General features: G+C 70.5%; 14 protein-coding genes. 7 read left to right on the top strand and 7 right to left on the bottom strand.

What is annotated here, in order from left to right:
• Nucleotides 1-1,504: GMC family oxidoreductase (locus tag RUR49_RS01000; protein WP_409144467.1), on the top strand; the 1,504-nt coding region annotated here is incomplete at its 5' end.
• Nucleotides 1,505-1,742: 238 nt separating this feature from the next.
• Here RUR49_RS01000 and RUR49_RS01005 read toward each other — a convergent pair.
• Nucleotides 1,743-3,239, bottom strand: a complete 1,497-nt coding sequence (locus RUR49_RS01005) for a CoA-acylating methylmalonate-semialdehyde dehydrogenase (RefSeq protein WP_409144468.1) — start codon at nucleotides 3,237-3,239, stop codon at nucleotides 1,743-1,745.
• 161 nt (nucleotides 3,240-3,400) lie between these two features.
• On the opposite strand from RUR49_RS01005, the gene RUR49_RS01010 reads away from it, so the two are divergent.
• From RUR49_RS01010 to RUR49_RS01035, 6 genes are all read left to right on the top strand, one after another.
• Nucleotides 3,401-4,297, top strand: a complete 897-nt coding sequence (locus RUR49_RS01010; protein WP_409144469.1) for a LysR family transcriptional regulator — start codon at nucleotides 3,401-3,403, stop codon at nucleotides 4,295-4,297.
• A 187-nt stretch (nucleotides 4,298-4,484) separates the two neighbouring features.
• Nucleotides 4,485-4,919 (top strand): c-type cytochrome, encoded by a 435-nt coding sequence (locus tag RUR49_RS01015; RefSeq protein WP_409144470.1) that lies wholly within the window; start codon nucleotides 4,485-4,487, stop codon nucleotides 4,917-4,919.
• Entirely contained in the window at nucleotides 4,916-5,836 is a 921-nt protein-coding gene (locus tag RUR49_RS01020; RefSeq protein WP_409144631.1) for a c-type cytochrome, read from the top strand. Before RUR49_RS01015 ends, RUR49_RS01020 begins: the two co-directional genes overlap by 4 nt.
• A 47-nt stretch (nucleotides 5,837-5,883) precedes the next feature.
• Nucleotides 5,884-6,402, top strand: coding sequence for a CAP domain-containing protein (locus tag RUR49_RS01025; protein ID WP_409144471.1), 519 nt, complete (start codon nucleotides 5,884-5,886; stop codon nucleotides 6,400-6,402).
• A gap of 33 nt (nucleotides 6,403-6,435) precedes the next feature.
• Entirely contained in the window at nucleotides 6,436-8,079 is a 1,644-nt protein-coding gene (locus RUR49_RS01030; RefSeq protein ID WP_409144472.1) for an AMP-binding protein, read from the top strand.
• A complete protein-coding gene (locus RUR49_RS01035) occupies nucleotides 8,076-8,522 on the top strand; it encodes a hypothetical protein (protein WP_409144473.1) in 447 nt (148 codons plus the stop codon). Before RUR49_RS01030 ends, RUR49_RS01035 begins: the two co-directional genes overlap by 4 nt.
• 3 nt (nucleotides 8,523-8,525) lie before the next feature.
• Here RUR49_RS01035 and RUR49_RS01040 read toward each other — a convergent pair whose 3' ends face one another.
• The 6 genes from RUR49_RS01040 to RUR49_RS01065 form a co-directional block, all read right to left on the bottom strand.
• Entirely contained in the window at nucleotides 8,526-9,374 is an 849-nt protein-coding gene (locus RUR49_RS01040) for a hypothetical protein (protein WP_409144474.1), read from the bottom strand.
• 102 nt (nucleotides 9,375-9,476) lie between these two features.
• Nucleotides 9,477-10,721, bottom strand: coding sequence for a phenylacetate--CoA ligase family protein (locus tag RUR49_RS01045; protein WP_409144475.1), 1,245 nt, complete (start codon nucleotides 10,719-10,721; stop codon nucleotides 9,477-9,479).
• Nucleotides 10,718-11,542 (bottom strand): ABC transporter ATP-binding protein, encoded by an 825-nt coding sequence (locus RUR49_RS01050; RefSeq protein WP_409144632.1) that lies wholly within the window; start codon nucleotides 11,540-11,542, stop codon nucleotides 10,718-10,720. Before RUR49_RS01050 ends, RUR49_RS01045 begins: the two co-directional genes overlap by 4 nt.
• Nucleotides 11,543-11,592: 50 nt before the next feature.
• Entirely contained in the window at nucleotides 11,593-12,909 is a 1,317-nt protein-coding gene (locus tag RUR49_RS01055; RefSeq protein ID WP_409144476.1) for an ABC transporter substrate-binding protein, read from the bottom strand.
• 91 nt (nucleotides 12,910-13,000) lie between these two features.
• Nucleotides 13,001-14,077, bottom strand: a complete 1,077-nt coding sequence (locus RUR49_RS01060; RefSeq protein WP_409144477.1) for a branched-chain amino acid ABC transporter permease — start codon at nucleotides 14,075-14,077, stop codon at nucleotides 13,001-13,003.
• A gap of 13 nt (nucleotides 14,078-14,090) precedes the next feature.
• Entirely contained in the window at nucleotides 14,091-15,047 is a 957-nt protein-coding gene (locus RUR49_RS01065) for a branched-chain amino acid ABC transporter permease (protein ID WP_409144478.1), read from the bottom strand.
• Between the last annotated feature and the right edge of the window lie 10 nt (nucleotides 15,048-15,057).

The following is a 15,057-nucleotide window of genomic DNA, read 5'->3' on the forward strand; positions in this document are numbered from 1 at the left end:
GCGCTTCTGGATTCGCACGCCGATCGGCTACGGCCGCATCTTCTACGACCCCTCGGTCAACTGGATGTACGTCGCCGAGGCGGACCCCGGCCTCGCCGGCCGGGAAAGCTACTGGCCGCGCGGCAAGGTGCTGGGCGGCTCGAGCTCGATCAACGCGATGGTGTTCATCCGCGGCGAGCCGGCCGACTTCGACGACTGGGCGGGCGCCGGCAACCCCGGCTGGGACTGGGCGAGCGTGCTGCCCTACTTCCGCAAGATGGAGCGGAGCGCGTTCCCGGGCCCGCTGCACGGCACCGACGGGCCGCTGTCGGTGTCGGACGCCTCCCGCCACATGCACCCGCTCTGCCAGGTCTATCTGGAGGCCTGCCGGCAGCTCGGCTTCCCCACCGTCGCCGACCTCAACGGCGAACCCGGCGACCGCGCCGGGCTCTATCCGCTGTCGACCCGCGACGGCCGGCGGGAATCGACCGCCACCGCCTACCTGAAGCCCGCCCGCCATCGGCCGAACCTGACCGTGGTCACCGGGGCCCACGCCACCCGCATCCTGTTCGAGGGCCGGCGCGCCGTCGGCGTCGCCTACCGCCGCGGCGGCGGGCCGGAGGAGACGGTGCTGGCGGCGGGCGAGGTGATCCTCTCGGCCGGCTCGGTGAACTCGCCGCAATTGCTGCAGCTCTCCGGCGTCGGCCCGGCCCGCCTGCTCGAGCGCCACGGCATCGCCGTGGTGGCCGGCAACGACGCCGTCGGCGCCAACCTGCAGGACCACCTCGGCGTCGACTTTCTCTACCGCTCGAAGCTGCCGACGCTGAACCAGCAGCTCAATCCCTGGTGGGGCAAGCTTCTCGCCGGCATGCGCTACGTCACGACGCGCGGCGGGCCGCTGGGGCTGTCGGTCAACCAGGGCGGCGGCTTCGTGCGCGGGCGGGCCGATCGCACGCGCACCAACCTGCAGCTCTATTTCTCGCCCGTCAGCTACATCAAGGCGCCGCCGCGCACGCGGCCGCTCTTGAACCCCGACCCCTATCCGGGCTTCCTGCTCGGCTATTCCGCCTGCCGCCCGACGAGCCGCGGCGAGATCATGATCCGGAGCGCCGACCCGTTCGAGGCCCCGGCGATCCGCCCGGGCTACCTCTCGACCAACCACGACATCGAGGAGATGGTCGAGGGTTCGCGCCTGATGCGCCGCCTCGCCGCGACGCCGGCGCTGTCGGCGCTCATCGCCGAGGAGCTGCAGCCGGGCGCGGCCATCGCTTCCGAGGCCGACTTCGCCGACGACGCCCGCAAGCGCGCCGGCACCGTCTTCCACCCCTGCGGCACCTGCATCATGGGCCCCGACCCGGCCCGGTCGGTCGTCGATCCGCGGCTCAGGGTACACGGCCTCGAGGGCCTGCGCGTCATCGACGCCTCGATCTTCCCGAACGTCACGTCGGGCAATACGAACGCGCCGGCGATCATGGTGGGGGAGAAGGGGGCGGATCTGGTGCTCGAGGACGCGCCGGGGCGGTAGGGGGGGCAATTCGGGAAGCGACACGCGCGACGCGTCCTCCCCCTGCCAGGGGGGAGGACAGCCGGCGCAGCCGGCAGGTGGGGGCCCGTCAATCCGGGATGCGACGACTGAGAGGGCGAGCCCGTGATTTCACGGGCCCCACCCTGACCGCTTCGCGGTCTGTCCCTCCCCCTGGCAGGGGAGGGACGGTCAACCGCCGCCGCGCCTTCCCGACTGCCGACTGCCGACTGCCGACTGCCTACTTCATCGTCGGGATCGAGAACTCCGCGCCGTCCTTGATGCCGGACGGCCAGCGCGAGGTGACCGTCTTCGTCTTCGTGTAGAAGCGGATCGCGTCCGGGCCGTGCTGGTTCAGGTCGCCGAAGCCCGAGCGCTTCCAGCCGCCGAAGGTGTAGTAGGCGAGCGGCACCGGGATCGGCACGTTGACGCCGACCATGCCGACGTCGACGCGGGCCGCGAAGTCGCGCGCGGCGTCGCCGTCGCGGGTGAAGATCGCGACGCCGTTGCCGTACTCGTGCTTGGAGGGCAGCGACAGCGCCTCTTCATAGTCCTTGGCGCGCACCACCGACAGCACCGGCCCAAAGATCTCCTCCTGGTAGATGCGCATGTCGGCCGTGACGTTGTCGAACAGCGAGCCGCCAAGATAGAAGCCGTCCTCGTAGCCCTGCAGGCGGAAGTTGCGCCCGTCGACGACGAGCTTGGCGCCTTCCTCGACGCCGAGGTCGATGTAGCCCTTCACCTTGTCGCGGTGGGCCTTCGTCACCATCGGGCCGAAGTCGGCCGACGGATCGGTCGACGGGCCGACCTTCAGGCTCTCGACGCGCGGGACGAGCTTCTCCATCAGCCGGTTGGCGGTGGCCTCGCCGACGGGAACGGCGACCGAGATCGCCATGCAGCGCTCGCCGGCCGAGCCGTAGCCGGCGCCGATCAGGGCGTCGACCGTCTGGTCGAGGTCGGCGTCCGGCATGATGATCATGTGGTTCTTGGCGCCGCCGAAGCACTGGGCGCGCTTCCCCGTCGCCGCGGCACGGGCATAGATGTACTCGGCGATCGGCGAGGAGCCGACGAAGCCGATCGCCTTGATGTCCGGGTCGTCGAGGAGAGCGTCGACCGCGACCTTGTCGCCGTTCACCACCTGGAAGATGCCGGGCGGGCCGCCGGCCTCGATGAAGAGTTCGGCGAGGCGCATCGGGCAGGACGGGTCGCGCTCGGACGGCTTCAGCACGAAGGCGTTGCCGCAGGCGATCGCAGGGGCGGCCTTCCACAGCGGGATCATCGCCGGGAAGTTGAAGGGCGTGATGCCGGCGACGACGCCGAGCGGCTGGCGCAGCGAGTACATGTCGATGCCGGGGCCGGCGCCCTCGGTGTACTCGCCCTTGAGGAGATGCGGGATGCCGGTGGTGAACTCGACCACCTCGAGGCCGCGCTGCAGGTCACCGCGGGCGTCCGGCAGCGTCTTGCCGTGCTCGCGGGCGATGAGGTCGGAGAGCTCGTCGGCGTTCGCCGTGCAGAGCTCGAGGAACTTCATCATCACGCGGGCGCGGCGCTGCGGGTTGGTCGCGGCCCAGGCGGGCTGCGCCTTCTTGGCGTTCTCGACGGCGGCGCGCACTTCCTCGACGGAGGCGAGGGCGACGTGGCCGCGGACTTCGCCGGTCATCGGCTGGAAGACCTCGGCGGTGCGGCCGGAGCGGCCGGCGACGGGCTTGCCGCCGATGAAATGTCCGATCTCGAGCATGGGCTCTCTCCCGAAGAAATGCGTCTCTCGGCACGGATCGGGCCGAGCGTGGCCTTGGTGATGACGCTTTCATCCGCGCACAGCAAGACGCAATGTCGCGCAGCCGTTGTGCGGAAAGTGATGCGCAGCGGATCGGGCAGGCAGGACGAGCGGAGAGGCGAATGGACTGGGACCGGCTGCGCGTCTTCCTCGCCGTCGCCCGCGCCGGCCAGATCCTCGGCGCGGCGCGGCGGCTCTCCCTCAATCACGCGACCGTCGCCCGCCAGCTCGACGCGCTGGAGGCCGGCCTCGGCACCATGCTGGTCGAGCGCGGGCCGTCCGGCTGCACGCTGACGGCGGCCGGCGAGCGGCTCGCCGCCACCGCCGAGCGCATGGAAGCGGAGGCGCTGGCCGCCGAGGCCGAGCTCGCCGAGGGCGGCGGCGGCGTCAGCGGCACCGTGCGGGTCGGCGCGCCGGACGGCCTCGGCAACTACTTCCTCGCCCCGGAACTCGCCCGGCTCGCCAGCCTGCATCCCGGCCTCGTCGTCGAGCTGGTGCCGTTGCCGCGCACCTTCTCGCTGTCGAAGCGCGAGGCCGACGTCGCCATCGGGCTCGAGCGGCCGGCGCGCGGGCGGCTGGTGGCGACGAAGCTCACCGACTACACGCTCGGCGTCTACGCCACCCGCGACTACCTCGCCGCGCACGGCGAGCCGGCCTCGAAGGCGGAGCTCGCCGGCCACGTCTGCGTCTCCGGCGTCGACGACTTCTCCTATTCGGCGGCGCTCGACTACGCCGCCGCCTTCGAGGGCACGGCGGCGGCGCGCTTCCATTGCGCGAGCGTCGTCGGCCAGGTCGAGGCGATCCGCGCCGGCCACGGCTTCGGCATCGTCCACGACTACGTCGCGGCGCGGCTCCCCGAACTCGTGCCGGTGCTGCCGGAGATCACCTTCCGCCGCAGCTACTGGCTCGTCACCCATCCCGACACCAGCCGCAGCGGCCGCGTCGCGACCGTGACGAAGGCGATCGCCCAGCGCGTGCGCGAGGAGCGCCGCCTCTTCGCCGCGCCGGGTCGGGGGTGAGGACGAGACCGGAACGGTCGGGAGATTGTAGCGTTTCCAGTGAACGGACCGGCACCACAGGGCCGCCGTCCGGAAACGCTGTCGTGAACGTTTCCAGTCTGGCCAAGCCGCAACTTGGACCCATGATAAGATGTCGTGTGTCGCCTTTGCTGCGACGCCGGCCGATTGCTCTTCCGGGGACCCCGCCATGAAATTTCTCGTCGCTGCCGTCGCTACGCTCACCCTCCTCGCCTCCGCCGCCTCCGCCGATCCCATCGCCGACCGCCAGAAGCTGATGAAGGGCATCGCCGACGCCACCAAGGTCTCGGCCGAGATGGTGCAGGGCAAGACACCGTGGGACGCCGCCGCCGCAAAGGGCGCGATGGCGACGATCGCCGCCAACGCCGAGATCTTCCCGACGCTGTTCCCCGCCGGCACCGAGACGGGCGGCGACACCGAGGCCTCGCCGAAGATCTGGGAGGTGAAGTCCGACTTCGACGCGATCTCCGCCAAGATGGCCACCGCCGCTCAAGCCGCCGGCACGGCAGCCGATGGCGGCCTCGAAGCCTTCAAGCCGGCCTTCGGCGCGATGGCGGCCAACTGCAAGGCCTGCCACCAGGACTACCGCATCCAGAAGAACTGAGCGGCCGCGTGCTCCGCCTGCTCCTCGTCCTCGTCCTCGCCGCCGGTCTCGGCGGCGGGGCGTTCTGGTGGCTGACAGAGCCGAAGCGGGTCGACGCCGCGTCGCTGCCCGCCCACACGGCTGATCTCGCCAATGGCGAGCGGATGTTCTGGGCCGGCGGCTGCGCGTCGTGCCACGCCCGGCCGGGCGCGCAGGGCGACGACAAGCTCGTGCTCGCCGGCGGCCTCGAACTGCCGACGCCGTTCGGCACCTTCCGCGCGCCGAACATCACGCCGGACCGCGCCACCGGCATCGGCGGCTGGTCGCTCGCCGACTTCGTCACCGCCATGAAGGACGGCACTTCGCCGGACGGGCGGCACTATTATCCGGCCTTCCCCTACGCGTCCTACCAGCGGATGCGGACGGAAGACCTCATCGACCTCAAGGCCTATCTCGACACCTTGCCGGCGGCCGAGAACGTCGTCGCGGGCCCGGACCTCGCCTTCCCCTACAATTTCCGCCGCGGCCTCGGCCTGTGGAAGCTGCTTTATCTCGACGGCGAGCCGTACCGGCCCAGCCCGGCCTATTCCGAGCAGGCGCAGGCGGGCGGTTACCTCGTCGAGGGGCCCGGCCACTGCGGCGAGTGCCACACGCCACGCAGCGTCTTCGGCGGCATGGAGCGCGACCGCTGGCTCGCCGGCGGCCCCTCGCCCGAGGGCAAGGGCACCATCCCGAACATCACGCCGGTCGCTGGCCAGTTCGGCGAGTGGTCCGAAGGCGAGATCGCCTATGCGCTCGAGAGCGGCTTCACGCCCGACTACGACTCGCTCGGCGGCTCGATGGCCTCGGTGGTGACGAACTGGTCGCACGTGCCGGCCGCCGACCGCGAGGCGGTGGCGGCGTACCTGAAGGCGATCCCGCCGATCGCCGGGCCATGAGGGCGCCGCTTGACGGCCGTCTCGCCCGGCCGGATGGTCGGCGCCACATGACGATTCGCACCCCCTTCGCGGCCGTGGCCGCGCTCCTGCTCCTCGCCGGCTGCGCCGAGGAGCGGCTTCCGACGGTCCCGACCTTCTACCAGCACCTCGACAGGCCCTCGGCCGTGCTCGACACGGCAACGGCCGCCGGCATGATCTCGAGCTACCGCGCGCAGCAGGGCCTCGGCCCCGTCGTCGTCGACCGGGTGCTGGAGGAGGTCGCGACGGAACAGGCGCGCGCCATGGCGGCGGGCGACAATGTCCGGGTCTCGCTGACCTCCGCCCGCGACATCCAGGCCCGCCTGGCGAAGGCCGGTTATCGCACAGACGTGGCGGTGGAGAGCGTCTCGGCCGGATACCGCACCATCGCCGAGATGTTTTCGGGACTTCGGGAATCGAAGCCGCAGAACGAGAAGCTGCTGACGCCGGGCGTCACCCGCATCGGTATCGCCATCGGCTACGCGCCGAAAAGCAAGTACCGGCTGTTCTGGAGCGTCGTGCTGGCGGGCGATCCGCAGCAGCCTTAAGGTCGCGCGCCCGAGCCAACCGGAGGGGCGGCGATGCTCGACCGCGCCGAGACCTATGACGACCTCGTCCGCCGCTTCCGCTGGCGGGTGCCGGCGCGCTTCAATATCGCCGAAGCCGCCTGCGAGCGCTGGGCGCGCACCGAGCCCGAGCGTGTCGCGCTGATCGACCTCGACGCCGACCTGACGTCGCGCGAGGTCAGCTACGGCGACCTGTCGCGCCGCTCGAACCGCCTCGCCCATGCCCTCGCCGCGCACGGCATCGCGGCCGGCGACCGGGTGGCGATCCTGCTGCCGCAGGGGCCGACGACGCTCGTCGCCCACTTCGCCCTCTACAAGCTCGCCGCCGTCGCCCTGCCACTGGCGCTGGTGTTCGGACCGGAGGCGCTCGCCTTCCGGCTGACCGACGCCGGCGCGCGCGCGGTGATCACCACCGCCGCCGGCGCCGAGCGCATCGCCGCGCTTACCGTCCGCCCGCCGGCGCTCGACCTCGTCATCGCCGTCGACGGCGACGCGCCGGGCGCGCTCCGCCTCGAGGCGCTGCTGGAGGCGGCGAGCGACGCGCCGATCCTCAGCCAGACCGCCGCCGACGACCCGGCGATGATGATCTACACCTCCGGCACCACCGGGCCGCCGAAGGGCGCGCTGCACGCCCACCGCGTGCTGATCGGCCACCTGCCCGGCGTCGAGATGCACCACGAGTTCCTGCCCCAATCCGGCGACCGGCTGTGGACGCCGGCCGACTGGGCGTGGGCGGGCGGGCTTCTCAACGTCGTGCTGCCGGGCCTGATGCTCGGCGTGCCGGTGGTCAGCCACGCGGCGATCAAGTTCGATCCGGAGCGCGCCTGGCGGCTGATGGCGGAGCACGGCGTGCGCAACGTCTTCCTGCCGCCGACGGCCCTCAAGCTGATGCGCGCCGCGCCGCCGCCCGCGGTGCGGCCGAGCCTCCGGACGGTCGGCTCCGGCGGCGAGGCGCTCGGCAGCGAGACCTACGAGTGGGGCCGGTCCGCGCTCGGCGTCACCATCAACGAGTTCTACGGCCAGACCGAGTGCAACCTGGTGCTCGGCGCCTGCGCGGCGATCGGGGTGAGCCGGGCCGGCGCGATCGGCAAGCCGGTGCCGGGGCACACGGTGGCGATCATCGACGACGCCGGCCGGCCGCAGCCCGCGGGCACGCTCGGCCAGATAGCGGTCGCCCGCCCCGACCCGGTGATGTTCCTCGGCTACTGGAACAAGCCGGAGGCGACCGCGGCGAAGTTCGTCGGCGACTTCATGGTGACCGGCGACCAGGGGATGATGGACGAGGACGGCTACGTCCATTTCGTCGGCCGCGACGACGACGTCATCACCTCGGCCGGCTACCGCATCGGCCCGGCCGAGATCGAGGACTGCCTCGTCGGCCATCCGGCCGTCTCGCTCGCCGCCGCCGTCGGCAAGCCCGACCCGATCCGCACCGAGATCGTCAAGGCCTACGTGGCGCTGAAGCCGGGCTTTCCGCCGTCCGACGCGCTCGCCGCCGAGATCCGCGACTTCGTCCGCACGCGACTGTCGGCGCACGAATATCCGCGCGAGGTCGCCTTCGTCGCCGACATCCCGCTCACCTCCACCGGCAAGGTCATCCGCCGCCTGTTCCGCGAAGCGGCGCGGGCGGAGGTGGAGGGAGACCCCGGGGAAGCATGAGCGCGATCCGCAACATGGAACTCGGCGCGGGTGGCCGGTTGATGAAACCGGGCTTCCACGACGGATGGCTGACGTCGATCGCCGTGTCCGAGGACAAGACCGCCGCGATCGGACTGCGCAGGTTTTCCGGAGAGCGGTACCTGCTGCATCTGTTCGCCGTGAAGAGGCTCCTCGCCAACGAGTTCAAGGAGGGCAACATCATCCTCGACATGGTCCTCGCAAACGGGATCGAGCCGCGCGACATGTCCTCCTTCCGGAACATCGCCGGCGAGCCGCACCCCTCGGTGGTGGAGCCCGTTCGGGGGCGCATGGAGGCGGCAATCGCCCAGAACCTGCGCGACGTCGTCGAAGGCCGGTCGGTGTTCGTGCAGATCGAGGCGTCCTACGGCTGCGAGTTGGCCTGCCTGTGCGGGAGCGCCGAGATGGTCGCCATCGGCGATTAGCGCCTAGTCCGCGCCGATCACCTCATTTCCCCTCGGGCGCATCGTCCAGCCGCGGGCGAGGCGACGGCGGGCTTCCCAGTAGGGGCGAACGAGTTCGTGGGCGAGGAAGTCCGACGCGGCGGGAGGTGCGCCGGGCCGCACGGACGCAGCGTCGTGGCCGGCTCCGGACCACGTGGCGTACAAGGCGGCGTCGAGAGGGTTTTCCAGCGGGATGCGGCGGCGCTGCTCGTCGCCGAGATCGGCCGCCGTCAGGGGTCGCCAGTCGACAGTGCGCGCCCAGGCGGCCTCGTCGTTGACGCGCTTGGCCCGCGCCGGCACGCCGAGCGCCGGGGCGACGGCGGCGATCAGGTCGTCGCAGCGGCGGTAGTCGCCGACGAACCAGAAGCCGGAAAGCGCCTCGCAGAGACGTCGCCACTTCTCGGCCACCGGCATGAGGAGAAGCCGCGCGGGCGACACTTCCAGCCAGCGCGACAGCAGGAAGTGCGCCATCGGATCGCGCTGCAGGGCCCGGTAGTAGAGGGCGAAGGAAAAGGGCCGCGCGCCGGAGGCGAGGTACCGCATCATCTTGAAGTTGTAGTAGGAGACCTGGAAACTCAGCGGATCGCGCAGGAGGACGCTGCGGCGGATGTCGCGGCCTTCAAAGCGCGCCTCGATCGAGCGGGCGAGGTGGTGGCCGGAGAGCGCCCGGATGCCGTCCGGCGGCGGCATCTTCGAGACGCCGCCGCGGCCGGGATGGCGCGGCAAGAAGAAGGCGCCCGCCGGCATGTGCGCCGCGAGATGCACCTCGATCGTGCGACCCGCACACTTCGGCACGTGCAGGAGGATGTGGAGCGGGGACGGCGAATCCGACATGGGCCGAGGCTAGCGGAGGTGGGCGGCGGTGGCCATCCGGGGCGAGCCCTTCGCACCCCGGCAGCTCTTCCCTCCGCGAGGTATCGCCGGGAGAAGGGACGCTCACCCCACCGGGCGGGTGTCGTCGATGACCTTGCCGTCGTTGGCGAGCGTGCCGGCGGGGACGGGTTCGGCGGTGCCGGAGAGCTTGGTGACGTCGCGGAGCGTCGCCGCCACGGCCTCGGCGAGGGTCGCGCCGGCCTCGCCGTCGACGGCCGCCTCGAAGCGCAGCGTCATGGTGTCCTGCTCGTCGGCGCGCCCGACGACGAGGCGGGCGCGGCGGACCTCCGGGTGACGCTTGACCACCTGGTCGACCTGCGCCGGGTCGACGAACATGCCCTTCACCTTGGTGCGCTGGTCGGCGCGGCCCATCCAGCCTTCGAGGCGCAAGTTGGTGCGCCCGCACGGGCTCGGCCCCGGCAGCAGCGCCGACAGGTCGCCGGTGCCGAAGCGGACGAGCGGGTAGGCCGGCGACATCCGTGTCACCACCACCTCGCCGACCTCCCCCGGGGCGACCGGATCGCCGGTGCCGGGGCGGACGATCTCGAGGATGATGTCCTCGTTGACGACGAGGCCCGACCGGCCGCTCGTCTCGAAGGCGAGGATGCCGAGTTCGGCGGTGGCGTAGGCCTGGAAGGCCGCGATGCCACGGCGGGCGAACTCGGCGGAAAGGCTCTTCGGCAGCGCCGCCCCGGAGACGACGGCGCGGACGATCGAGGACATGTCGCGGCCGAGCTCCTCGCCCTTGTCGAGCAGCACTTTCAGGAAATCCGGGGTGCCGCAGTAGGCGACGGGCTTCAGGGCGGCGATGGCGTCGAGCTGCGCCTCGGTGTTGCCGACGCCGGCGGGGATGACGGCGCAGCCGAGCGCGCGGGCCGCCTCGTCGAGAATGAAGCCGCCCGGCGTCAGGTGATAGGCGAAGGCATTGTGGACGATGTCGCCCTTGCGGATGCCGGCGGCATAGAGCGCGCGGGCGCCGCCCCACGGATCGGGTCCCGGCCCCTGCGGCTCGAAGATCGGACCGGGCGACAGGAACAGGCGCCCCCACAGCCCAGGATCGGGCACGGCGAGGCCGCCGAAGGGCGGGTGCGCCCGCTGGCGCTCGACCAGGGTCGACTTGCGCGTCACCGGCAGGCGGGCGAGCGCCGCGCGGTCGCGGATGGAGGCGAGGTCATGGCCGGCGAGGATCTCGGCCCAGCCGGGCGCCGCCACGACGGCCTCGGCGAGCTGCGCCGGCAGCTGCGCGAACAGATCCGCCTCGCGGACGGCTGGGTCCTGCGTCTCGCGGTCGTCGAAGGGGCGGCTCATGACAGCCACCGCTTGCGCCGCTTGTAGTGCTTGACGTCGCGGAAGGACTTCCGCCCCTCGCCGCCGACGCCGAGATAGAACTCGCGGACGTCCTCGTTGGCCGACAGCGCGCTCGCCGGGCCGTCCATGACGACGCGGCCGTTCTCCAGGATGTAGCCGTGGGTGGCGTAGCGCAGCGCGACGTTGGTGTTCTGCTCGGCGAGCAGGAAGGAGACGCCTTCATCGGCGTTCAGCCGGTGGACGATCTCGAAGATCTCCTCGACGAGCTGCGGCGCGAGACCCATCGACGGCTCGTCGAGCAGGATCATCTTCGGCCGCGACATCAGCGCCCGGCCGATGGCGCACATCTGCTGCTCGCCGCCCGACGTGTAGCCGGCCTGCGAGGCGCGGCGGACCTTCAGGCGCGGGAAGTAGGTGTAGACGAGCTCGAGGTCGCGTTTGATCGCGGCGCCGCCGTCGCGGCGGGTGTAGGCGCCGGTGAGGAGATTCTCCTCGATGGACAGGTGGCCGAAACAGTGGCGGCCCTCCATCACCTGGATGCAGCCGCGCCGGACGAGGGCGTTCGGCGACAACGCCTCCACCGCCTCGCCGCGGAAGACAATCGAGCCCTTCGTCACGGCGCCGCGCTCGGCGCCGAGAAGGTTGGAGATCGCCTTCAGCGTCGTCGTCTTGCCGGCGCCGTTGGCGCCAAGGAGCGCCACGACGCCGCCTTCGGGAACGGTGAGCGAGACGCCCTTCAGCACCAGGATGACGTGGTCGTAGATCACCTCGATGTTGTTCACCGAGAGGATCGGCACCGCGGCGGCCGCGGCGGCGGGGATGCTTGCCGCGGCGGGGGCTTGCCCCGCCGCTGCCGTTGCGGACGTCTCGCTCACGAGCACGGCTCGGCGCGGGCCGGCCAGGGCTGGTTCTTCGAGACATAGTCCGCCGCAGAGGCCTCGAGCAGCGGCTCGACAACGTCGGTCATCGGCGGGAACCAGTCGCTCACCCGCTGCCAGGTGGTGCCGTCCCACTGCTGCACATAGACGTCGTGGTGGCCGGAGTGATTGGCACAGGAGAGCTTGATCGGCGTCATGAAGCCGTCGAGGCCGATCTCCTTCAGCCGCTCGGCGGAGATCTCCAGCGTCTCCATGCCCTTGCGGACATCCTCGGCGGTGACGTCGGCCTTCCCGGTAATGGTCTGGGCGTTGCGGATCGCCTCCGCCATCAGCACCGAGTTGTAGACGCCGCGATTGTAGAGGTTCTCACCGAACTTCGAGGCATCGACCTTCGACGTCCCCTTGTCGACGACGTGGGTCTTGATGTCCTGCAGCGCCGGATAGTCGGGGCCGACGCCGTTGAAGTTGAGCGTCTTGTAGCCGACGGCGCCGGCACCGGCCGGGCGCGCGTCGTCCTCGCCGCCCGCCCACCAGACGCCGATGAACTTGTCCATCGGGTAGCGGATCTTCGCAGCCTCCTTGACGGCGGTGGGGTTCATGGCGCCCCAGCCCCACATCACCATGTAGTCCGGCTTGTCGCGGCGCACGTTCAGCCACTGCGAGGACTGGTTCTGCATCTCCTGCGCCGGCACCGGGTACTGCAGGAGTTCGAAGCCGTACTTGGTGGCGAGGTCCTGGAGAAGCGGGATCGGCTCGCGGCCATAGCCGGCGTCGAGGAAGATGTAGCCGATCTTCTTGCCCTTGAGGTTGTCGAGCCCGCCCTCCTGCTCGCCGATGTACTTGATGACGGCGGAGGCGCCGTCCCAGTAGGTCATCGGCGGGTTGAACACCCACGGGAAGGTCTCGCCCTCGGCGGCGGCCGACAGGCCGTAGGCCATCGACAGCACCGGGATGTGGTCGACGTTCGCCTTCGGGATGACGGCGAGCGTGATTCCGGTGGACCAGGGGTTCATGAACAAGGGCTTCTTGCCCTTCACCGCCTCGTAGCACTCCACGCCCTTCTGCGTGTCGTAGCCGGTCTCGCACTCCTCGATGACGATCTTGACGCCGCCGATGCCGCCGTCGCGCTCGTTCAGCATCTGCAGGTAGTCGTTCATGCCGTTGGCGATCGGGATGCCGGAATTGGCGAACGGCCCGGTGCGATAGGTGAGAAGCGGGATGTAGAGCCCCTCGGCGAAGGCCGGCGCCGCGGCGAACGCCGCCATCGCGCCGGCGAGCACCGTGGCCGTCAGGGTGCGCTTCAGTGTCATGCTCGTGCCTCCCTCGTCGGTTTGCCGGGGCGGATGCCGCCGGCCGTCTCCTCCGCGCGGGGTCTCCGCCCCGTCGCAATCTCCGGCCGCCCTAGTAGGGGAACGGCCACGTCCTCAGCTTCTGCTTGCCCACCTGCCAGAGCCGCGCGAGGCCGTGCGGCTCGAGGATCAGGAAGACGATGATCAGTGCCCCGATGATCATGTAGGTGAGATGCTGCACGGCATCGGCTGCCACGTCGATGCCGAAGGTGCGCGGGGCGGCGCGGATCAGCACCGGCAGGATGAAGATGAAGGCGGCGCCGAAGAACGAGCCGACGAGGCTGCCGAGGCCGCCGATGATCGTCATGAACAGGATCAGGAACGACAGGTTGATCGAGAACGACGACGGCTCCGCCGCGCCGAGCCAGAAGAACACCATCATCGCACCGGCGACGCCGAGATAGAACGACGACACCGCGAACGCCGTGAGCTTTGCCCGGAGCGGGCGTACGCCGATCAGCTCGGCGGCGATGTCCATGTCGCGGATCATCATCCACGAGCGGCCGATGCGGCCGTGAACGAGGTTGGAGGCAATCCACGTCAGCAGCGCGACGAGGCCGAGGACGGCGAAGTAGCGCGCCTCCGGCGTGGCCGACGGCCCGGTGAGGACGAGGCCGAAGCCCGTGCGGCCGGGCACCTCGATCGCCCCCGACGCGTTGGAATTGTAGAGCCAGGGGATGCGGATGAAGCACCACTCGAGGAAGAACTGCGCGGCGAGCGTCGCCACCGCCAGATAGAACCCCTTGATGCGCAGCGACGGCAGCCCGAAGACGATGCCGATCGCCGCCGAGACGAGGCCCGAGGCGAGCACCAGGATCAGGATGTTGGTGTCCGGGAAGTAGGTCGTCAGCTTGTAGCAGGCATAGGCCCCCGCCCCCATGAAGCCGCCGGCGCCGAGCGACAGCTGGCCGGCATAGCCGGTGAGGATGTTCAGCCCGATCGTCGCCAGCGCCATGATCAGGAACGGGATCATGATGGTGTTGAGGAAGAAGTCGTCGCCGAGCAGCGGCACCAGCACGACGGCCACGAGCACGATCACGCCGAGCCCGATCCGGTCCTGCAGGATCGGGAACACCGCCATGTCGGCGCGGTAGCTCGTCTTGAACTGGCCGGCCTCGCGATAGAACACTGATGCGTTCTCCTCAGACCCGTTCGATGATGCGCTCGCCGAACAGCCCCTGCGGGCGGAACAGCAGGAAGACGAGGGCGATGACGTAGGCGAGCCAGCTCTCGATGCCGCCGCCGATAAGCGGGCCCCAGTAGATCTCGCCGAGCTTCTCGCCGATGCCGATGATCAGGCCGCCGACGATGGCGCCGGGGATCGAGGTGAAGCCGCCGAGGATCAGCACCGGCAGCGCCTTGAGCGCGATGATCTGCAGGGCGAACGACACGTCGGAGCGGGCGCCCCACATGATGCCGGTGGCGAGCGCGACGACGCCGGCGGTGAACCAGACGATCACCCAGATCTGCTCGAGCGAGATGCCGACCGACAGCGCCGCCTGGTGGTCGTCGGCGACCGCCCGCAGCGCCCGGCCGATGCGCGTCTTGTGGAAGAAGATGCCGATGCCGACCACCATGACGATGGCAATCGCCGCTGCGGCAATGTCGATCTCCTGGAAGAAGACGACGCCGCCGAACACCTCCCACTCGCGCATGCCGGTCGGCAGCCCGAGCGCCTCGGTGATCATCACCTTCGGCTCGCCGCCGAAGACGAACTCGCCGAGGCCGATGAGGAAATAGGTGAGCCCGATCGTCGCCATGAACAGGATGATGTCGGGTTGGTTGACCAGCGGCCTGAGCACCAGCCGCTCCACCGCGACCGCGAGCACGAACATCACGACGAGCGTCAGCGCCAGCGCCACCCAAGCCGGCATTCCGAGCGCATAGAGCCCGACCAGCGTCAGCGCCGCGAACACCACCATGATGCCTTGCGCGAAGTTGAAGATGCCGGACGCCTTGAAGATCAGCACGAAGCCGAGCGCGATCAGGGCATAGAGGACGCCGCCGACGAAGCCGTCCCAAAGCACCTGCAGCAGGAAGTCGGGCGCCGACACCATGTCGACGAAGGGCTGCACCAGCACGGCCCAGAGAACGTCCATCAGCCCTGCC

The organism is Pseudoxanthobacter sp. M-2 (assembly GCF_046156265.1).
In the GTDB taxonomy this organism is placed as follows: Bacteria; Pseudomonadota; Alphaproteobacteria; order Rhizobiales; family Segnochrobactraceae; genus CAMDHY01.